The organism is Acidimicrobiales bacterium, from assembly GCA_035533095.1.
In the GTDB taxonomy this organism is placed as follows: Bacteria; Actinomycetota; Acidimicrobiia; order Acidimicrobiales; family Palsa-688; genus DATLUM01.
Genome location: DATLUM010000033.1, coordinates 1 through 7,786, shown reverse-complemented (window position 1 = coordinate 7,786; position 7,786 = coordinate 1). Strand labels below are relative to the sequence as shown.

The window sequence follows — 7,786 nt, the reverse complement described above, 5'->3', positions numbered from 1 at the left end:
TACGCCGGCACGTCGAGGTAGGTCGCGACGACGGGCCGCATCGTCCGCTCCATCACCTCCCGATCTGCCGTCGGGCATACCGGTACGATGAGCGAAACGGCGCCGCGATCCTCCGGAAGCGGCTCGATGTGCTCGATGTCGCCGGGCGTGACCCAGTTCAGAACAACCCCGTCGGCTTCCCGAGCCGCCAACGCCAGCGCTCGCGGCCCGCACGCCGCGACGAGCAGCAACGGCGGGTCGTCGGGGCGCGTGCCGAGGGCGAAACCGTCGCTCTGGAACGTCTCGAACTGCTCGCGCACTCTTCCCCCCGCGAGAGCGACCCGAAGAAAGCGGAGCACATCGCTGAGGCGGTCGTATAGCTGGTGGTACGGGATCCCGTTCCAGCGCTCGACGAACAGCGGCGAACCAACCCCGAGCGCGATCTGCGCCCGGCCGGGCGCCAGCCACGCGAGCGTCGACGCCGTCATCGCCAGCGTCGATGGCGCGCGCGTGAAGGTGTTAAGGAACAGACCGATACGGGCCCGCTCCGTCCCGACGGCGGCCAGCGTGGCGGCCGACACGGCGTCGACGTCGTTGACCTCGCCGATCCACATGCGGTCGTACCCGGCCTCCTCGAGGCGGCCGGCCAGGCCCTGGTATTCGGGAAGGGTTTCTGCGTCTTGAGGAATATGAACGGCCGGCATCGGTCCCCCTCGCGACCAGCCTACGATGAAGCCGCGCCCGCAGCGGTAAGCGATCACTCCTTCGGTGGAAGCCTCACTCTAGGAAGCTAAAGCCGGCGAAGCCGTCGTATTTGAGTCAAGTTTTCTGGTTGGTCATGCTGCGGCGAGGGCGGCGTCGAGGAGTCGGACGGCTTGGCCGAGTTTGCCGGTGTCGAGGGGGGAGCTGAGCTCGGCGAGCCCGGGTCGGAGGATGCGGTTGTAGGCACGGGTGACGAGCATGGCGGTGCGCCAACCGTGGTCGGTGACGCGGTAGCGGTGGGTGTGGGGGATGCGTTCTATGAGGCCATGGAGGCGTAGTCGTCTGAGGTCATAGGTCATGCGGCCCGCGGTGAGCGAGGTGGGGTCGACTGTTTGGAGGGGGGCGGTGTGGGCGCGTAGGTCCCGGTTGGAGAAGCCGTTGGGGAGGAGGCGGAACACGGAGATCGCTGACATCAGGGCGTGGACGCGGGGGTCGCCGAAGCGCAGGGCGGGGCCGCGTTGGCCGTTGACGACGACAGGGCGGGAGAGGGAATCGAGAATGTCCTCGCCGGCCCAGGGCTCATGGCTGATTCGTTGGACGTGCAGGAGACGTCGGTTGGCGGAGAAGCCGACCTTGGCCAGTTCGGCCAGGTTGTGCAGCCGTTTGCCGATGCCGAAGTCGGCTCGGGTGTCGTTGATGGTGGTCTCGGTGCGAAGGGCGACTCCTTCCTTGTGATACTGCTTGATCGTCGACCGGCGGTAGTAGACGTGCAGTGAGGGGGTGACCCCCTCGGTGATGATCCGGGTCCGGAACTGACCGGGCGTGGGGTGGCGGCCTCGGGTCACGACGCGCCGATCGAAGATGAGGCTGACCTGGTCGGGCCGTCCGATGTCGAGGTTGTCGCGGATGACCTGTTCGAAGAACACCCGCCCGGAGAGGGGCCGGTCGAGGACCTGGGTGAGGGAGAACTCGGCCTGGAGGATGGAGATGTCGTAGCGGTAGCCGGCCCGGCGGTCCGCGGCGGTGAACGGGTGCGGGAGCCGGGCCAGCCACTTCCGCACGAACGCGTTGATCTTGGCCGCCGACAGCGACCGGCAGATCCGCTGGAGGCGGGCCGGGTCCGCGCAGGCGGCGAAGCCGTTGTCGAGGGCCTCGTAGTCGAGACCGGCTTTGGCCGCTTGGCGTTTGGCCCATTCGTGGCCGTTGATGCATTACCTGAACAGGGATGGCGGGAGTCGCCGAGCGGCTTGGGTGGTTATGGTCGGTGACCGGCGGCGTGGCAGATGGCGCGTGCGACGAGCCCGGTGTTGATGGTGTCCAGGCCGGTTATCGCGTCGCGGAGGTCGACTGGGATTCCTTCGGCCAGGCTGGCAGCGATCCGCAGCAGTTGGCCTTCGCCGCTCGAGCATCGCAGGCGGCCGGCGTCGAGTGCGGCGAGCGCGCCGACCCAGTCAACGAACGCGGTGTCGGTGTAGCGGGTCGGCTGTGGGCGGGTGGATGGGTTCACGGCATCGACGAAGCCGTCGACGAAGTCTCTGCGGTGCAGCCATGACTGCTGCTTGATCAACAGCTCGACGGCGGCCTCGGCGCAGAGAAGGCCTCTGGCGTTGGCTCGGAGGGCGGTCGACAGTTGGTGGATCGGGGTTGGGCCGATGAGACGGGCTGCCGCTGTTGTCGTGGGGGTGGGGTGGCCGTCGATGTCGCCGAGGATGCTGCACGCGGTGATGGGGTCGCTGCTCCAGCGATGGCCGATGTTCGCCCAGTGGCAGACCCGGTCGGGGTCGGCGGCGGTGATGGTGAACACGAATGTTCGGACGATCTCGTCGTCGAGGCGATGGTCGTGGTGGCCGGCGTAGCCGGTCACGTCGAGGACTCCGAGCCCGGTGGTGAAGGTGACGACGCGGTCCAACCCGTGGAGGAGCGTCTCTCCGGGCAGGACCAGGCCGGCCGGGAGCTGCCAGACGGGTGCGAAGTCGTCGTCGGTTGCGGCGATGAGCAGGGTCCGGTCGTCGTGTTCGATCGCGGCGGCGACGGCGAGGCAGGTGGTGCCCTCCGCGTGGGAGCCGACGACAAGTTGATGGAGCAGCTGATCGGTGACGGTCATGGTCATCGGGACGTCTCCTTGCTCAGGGTGGTAGTGCGGCGACCGGCGACGTTGGCGAAGTCGTGCATCTCGCGCTGGGCGTGGCGTGCGGCGATCTGATCGGCTTGGGCCAGCTTGTGACGGGCTCCGGCAAGGCTGACCTGCAGCCCTTCGGTCTCACCGGCCCAACCTTCGCGGCGCGCTTCTTCGATCCTGGCGTGCAGGTTGTCGCGGATCTCGACGAGCCGGGGGCGTTGGGCTGGGTCTGGGCGCAGCAGCGGGCAGCGGATGCAGGCGTGCTCGTGGATGCATGCCGTGCCGAAGGAGCGGCCGCATGTCCCGATGGAGACCTTTCGTCGCTCGAAGTGGCCAAGGAACTCGTCCCACTCGGCGTCGCTGGGGGTGCGGTATTCCTCACTGGGTCTGGTGGCCCGCCGACGGGCGATGAACGCCCGGTGTGCGGTGATGACTTCTTCGTTGTAGACGGCCTTGTAGCCCATGGTGGTGTTGATGTCGGCGTGTCCTACGACCAGCTGGGCGATGTGGGGCGGCATGCCGTTGAGCACGGCGTCGGTGATGAAGATTCGTCGGAAGTCGTGGGGAACGAACCGCAGCGGCCGGCCGTCGGTCTGGGTGAGGCCGGTCGCGGCGAGCGCCGTGTCGAGCAGCTTGCGGATCGCCGGGGCGGTGATCGGGCGGTTCTCGGTGCCGACCTGGCGCTGGAACAGGATGGGCAGGGGCGGGTTGAACACCCGTTCGTGGTAGTCGTAGGCCACGACGAGGGGCACCGCTCCGGCGGGGCCACGGACGCGGCGGATGATCACGCTGAGCACGTCGGCCAGTTCCGGGCTGACGACCAGGAGCCGTTCGGCGTCGGTCTTGGACGGGGCGACGTGCAGCAACGGCACCAGTTCGCCGGTGGTGGGCAGCGAGTATTGGACCACGCTGGGGTGGGTGAGCTCGGTGAGCTCCTCGATGCGGATGCCGGTGTGGCGCAGGACCTCCACTGCTGCCCACGCCCAGAACGCCCGGTGTTCCTCCATGGTCAGGTTGCGCCGTCGGCCGCCGGCGGGGTCCTCGGCCCAGATGTTGGCGACTAGGCGGCGAGTGGCGCCCGACCGGCGCAGGGTGAGTCCGCCCACCGTGAAGACCTCGCCGGGCTTGGTGGCCTCGGCGGCAACGAGCCGTTCGGCTGCTGCGGTGCGCTCGGTATCCACCGCGGCGACCAGGGCGGGAAGTATCGGCAGCCGTTCCCGGGTCCGCTGGTCCATGCGCGACTTGCGCCGCACCGCCACCCGCCTGTGGGGGATCTCGCCCGCTTTGATCGGGCAGGGGACCGCCCATCGTGCCCACCGAGCCGGGTCGTCGGTCGCCCACTGGGCGATGTCGAGGTAGAAGGTGCGCACCGCGGAGAGGCAGTTGGTGGCGCTTTCCCGTGAGCTGCGCATCTCTTCGACGCTGCCGTCGGGCCGAGTGCGGCGGATTGTTTTGGTGAAGATTCGCTGTTTCCACGCTGCGGTGACCGGGGGCGGGAGCCGCAGGGAGGCGATGCCCGGGTGGTGGGTCTCCAGGTCCTTCCAGAACAGGCGGCCGAGGGTGTCGGCGAGCCGAACCAGGCTGACGTGGTCGATGCTGATCTGCCGCTCCCGCAGATAATCGACGAGCAGGTCGCGCACCGCCCGGCACTCGAGGCCGCAGCGGTCGATCAGCTGTTCGACGCTGAGCTGGCGCTGGGCTGTCAACGCGCTGACCGTCGGCGCGGCCCCTTCGCCAAAAACGTTCACCGCATAGAGCAGCTGGTAGAAGTACGGGCTGCGGTAGTGCGGGATGGCGCAGATCTTCGCGGCGACGCGCAGCAACTCGACGCAGTCGCCGGCGGTGATATCGGCGATCACTCCGCCCTTGGTTGCCAGCAGGACAGCGATCCGGTGCAGCGCCACCCCGGTGGCGGACTCACCGACCGGACGGACCTGGCATCGTTCGGTCAACGCCCCGAACCCATCTGGGTCCCGGGTGCGGGCCATCTCGGCCGCCAACCGCTTCGGTGTGGCGGTGGTGAGCAGCCAGTCCAAGCTCGGGCGGATCACGTCCGCGCAAACGAGTGACAGCAGGCCGGTGCTGATAACCCTCTCGTCGAAACCGCACACGGGAACGTCGGCTTGCCTCGCCCACCGGATCGGGAAGATTCGCCAGTCGACCCTGCCGTCAACACCGGCGCCGCTGGCCAGCCATCTCTGCTGCCAGGTGTCTCCGGGTTGGCCTTCGAGCCATCGCAGGACGAACCGAAGACCGCGCCGCCGGTTCTCCTCGGCGGCCGGGCGACCGGACACAAACGGTTCTGCCAGCAGCCGCGGCCACAACTCGGGGCCGGCCAGGCGGGTCGCTGGCCACCCTGTCGGCACCGGGCGGGGCGGGAACCGCTCCAGCAGCGCGTCGGTGGGCCGCCGGCCCGCGTCACCGGGCCGTGTCGGCCCTGGGACCGGTGTCAGCTTGGGATCGGCGGTCGTCATTCCCGTTCCGTCCCGAACAGCACGTCCAACGACTCCGGCCGGTAAGGCGACGGCGGCGGTGTGGGTTTGGGTGCGGCGCGGCGCTGGTGATGGGCGAGCACGCTGGCGATCACGTCCTCGGGCAGGGGCGAGATGTAGATCTGGGTTGTCGTCAGATGGGCATGCCCGAGGATCCACTGCACGTCGGTGAGCGGCATGTCCGGATCCCGGGCCATCCGGTATGCGGCGGTGTGCCGCAGGTCGTGCAAGGTCCAGCGCTCCCCCAGAGCCGCGTTGACGCGGGTGAACATCCGGTAAGCGGCGTGGTAGCTCAACGCCCGGAACGGCTGGCGCAGCGTCCACCAAAGCGGCTGGTCTCGGCCGGCCGGAACCAGATCATCAAGGCGCGCCTGATAGAGCCGTAGCCACACGAACGAGTCAGGCGACGCCGGGAGTTGCTGCAACGCCCTGGACCCCTTGCGAATCACCGTGATCAGTTGCTGCCCAGGGTCGGCGTCCCCGCGCACCGCTCCCAGCAATTCCGACGCGCGAGCCCCAGTCGACACCCACAACGCCACCAAGGCCCGGTCGCGATCAGAGCCGAGCCGGACGAAAAGTTCGTTGAACTTCTCATCCGGGATCTGCCGCGGCGCCCGTTGAACGACCCGCGGCCGGAACAGGCCGCTGCGTTCCTGACGGAACGCCTGCATCGGGTTGTGATGCTCGTTCGCTCGGCCCTGACGGCCTCGTGACAGCGGGAACGGGTTCACCATCGGCCCCGAGCCGGCCTGCAAGTGGAACTCGTAGAAGCCCCGCAGCACCGTCTCGCTATGGGCGCTGGTGGTCGGCGCGTAGCCCGACCCCGGCGCCACCTTCCCCGTGATCGAGTTCCTGATCCCAGGGGTCATGTTCTGCGCCGTCCGGCCCGGCGCCGGCACCGATGGCTTCTGAGCAACCGCATCACCAGCCGTCCCCGGCCGGGGCGATAGCGGGACTGGCTTGCCGACAATCTGGATCCACCGACAGAAGTCCCGGGCCTCCACGCGGGTGGCGTGATCCCAGGCCACGTCGATCGCCCACAAGAACCGAAACCAGCGCAGCAGCGCCATGCCGTAGGACCGTTGCGTCGTCGCGGGTCTCCCGCAACCCTGCAGCTCACCGAGAAACGCAGCAACCGGGCCCACCGGCTGCCCCGCCCGATCAAGCAGCCGATACGGCTCGAACGGGTCCCCGGTTGGCACGAGCGCGCCCTGCCGAGCAACAACCAACGCACCAAGATCCCGCGGCTCTTCCTGTTCGAACACGGGACCGGACCGTAACCAGCCACCTCAACGGGTCGTCCCGTAGTTCAGTCAACAGGCAGCACTTGGCCACATACGGGAAGTAGGTCGCGAACTTGATGAAGAACGGGCCGAAGTCGTCGTCGAAGCCGTAGAAATAGAAGTGGTTGACCATCGAGGTGTCGGCCACCAACCACGGGTAGGCCTTGCCGGTGATCGGGTTGTGGCGGCGCTGGGTCCGGAACACGTTGGTCTTCTCCTGGGCGCGGCCGACGAAGAGGATCTGCTCGGAGCCGTCGTGGTCAGCCAGGTAGGCGTGGGCCACGTCGTCTTTACGTTCACCCTTGCGGAACGGAACCAGGTCGACGCCCTCGGTGGTCACGAACCGGTGGATGGCGGCCACGAAGCCTTTCGTGATGGGGTCCATCAACGCCGAGGACACGAACGGCTGACCGCGATGGGTCCGGAAGAAGTGGGCGATCCCATCGGCGAAGGCGAGCTTGGGAACGTAGACGTTCAGATACATCCGGTCGATGCACTCGAGCTCCATGGTCACGTGGTCGGCGAGCACATCGGCGGCGGTGCGGGGTAGGGTCATCGGCGGGCTCCGGTCGACATCGGCCCTCGCGGCCAACCAACCGCTTCGGGCGGTTCAAGGCAGGACCGGCGACGGTCCCGCACCTAGGCTCGACCGGAGCCCCCGCAACCGTCAACCCGAACCGACGAGGAACCCCCGGGACTTCACCCCAGCCCACCCCGACCCGTCACCGACCCGGACGCGCCACGAACACCGCCTCGTCGGGCTGGGGCGAAGCCCCGTTAGTCCTAATAAACATCTAGAGCGATTGTCTTGTGGATGGCAACTTGGTCAGCCTCACAGCCGTCCGTACCGGATCAGTGGTCGACCGCACCGGAGCGTCCCGAACCTCGCTGCACCAGCTTCCAGTCCTCGTCCGGCTGCTACGAGCCCTTGACCGCGATCGCTCGCGTCAGCGTGGCGGGTTGCGTGACGCTCTGGGGCGCGATGGCGGCAGCCGACATTGCCACACGTAGAACCACAGGGATCCGTCGGCCAGCCAGGCGCTTGATGGTCGGCTAGGCGCGACGACCCCTCATACAAGCCGGGCAGGGTGGGAGCCCTATGGCGTCGCGTGGAGAGCGTGCAAAGGTGGACGCAGCGCCGCCCGAGGAAGGGACCTCAGGTTCATCCGGGCGGGGACATGACGCTCCGGACTCCTACCGGCTCGGCAGGT

The 7,786-nt window shown here is 68.1% G+C and carries 6 protein-coding genes; all 6 read right to left on the bottom strand.

The window, feature by feature from the left end; all coding sequences use genetic code 11:
* On the bottom strand, nucleotides 1-683 hold a 683-nt coding region (locus tag VNF71_03065; protein ID HVA73528.1), incomplete at its 3' end, for an LLM class flavin-dependent oxidoreductase.
* Between the two features lie 132 nt (nucleotides 684-815).
* Entirely contained in the window at nucleotides 816-1,742 is a 927-nt protein-coding gene (locus tag VNF71_03060) for a hypothetical protein (protein HVA73527.1), read from the bottom strand.
* 194 nt (nucleotides 1,743-1,936) lie between these two features.
* Nucleotides 1,937-2,791: a hypothetical protein gene (locus tag VNF71_03055; GenBank protein HVA73526.1), complete on the bottom strand. Its 855-nt coding sequence runs from the start codon at nucleotides 2,789-2,791 to the stop codon at nucleotides 1,937-1,939.
* Nucleotides 2,788-5,274: a site-specific integrase gene (locus VNF71_03050; protein HVA73525.1), complete on the bottom strand. Its 2,487-nt coding sequence runs from the start codon at nucleotides 5,272-5,274 to the stop codon at nucleotides 2,788-2,790. The genes VNF71_03055 and VNF71_03050 overlap by 4 nt, the downstream gene beginning before the upstream one ends.
* On the bottom strand, nucleotides 5,271-6,437 hold the full coding sequence (locus VNF71_03045) for a site-specific integrase (protein HVA73524.1): 1,167 nt from the start codon (nucleotides 6,435-6,437) through the stop codon (nucleotides 5,271-5,273). The genes VNF71_03050 and VNF71_03045 overlap by 4 nt, the downstream gene beginning before the upstream one ends.
* 16 nt (nucleotides 6,438-6,453) lie before the next feature.
* Nucleotides 6,454-7,131: a hypothetical protein gene (locus VNF71_03040; protein HVA73523.1), complete on the bottom strand. Its 678-nt coding sequence runs from the start codon at nucleotides 7,129-7,131 to the stop codon at nucleotides 6,454-6,456.
* Between the last annotated feature and the right edge of the window lie 655 nt (nucleotides 7,132-7,786).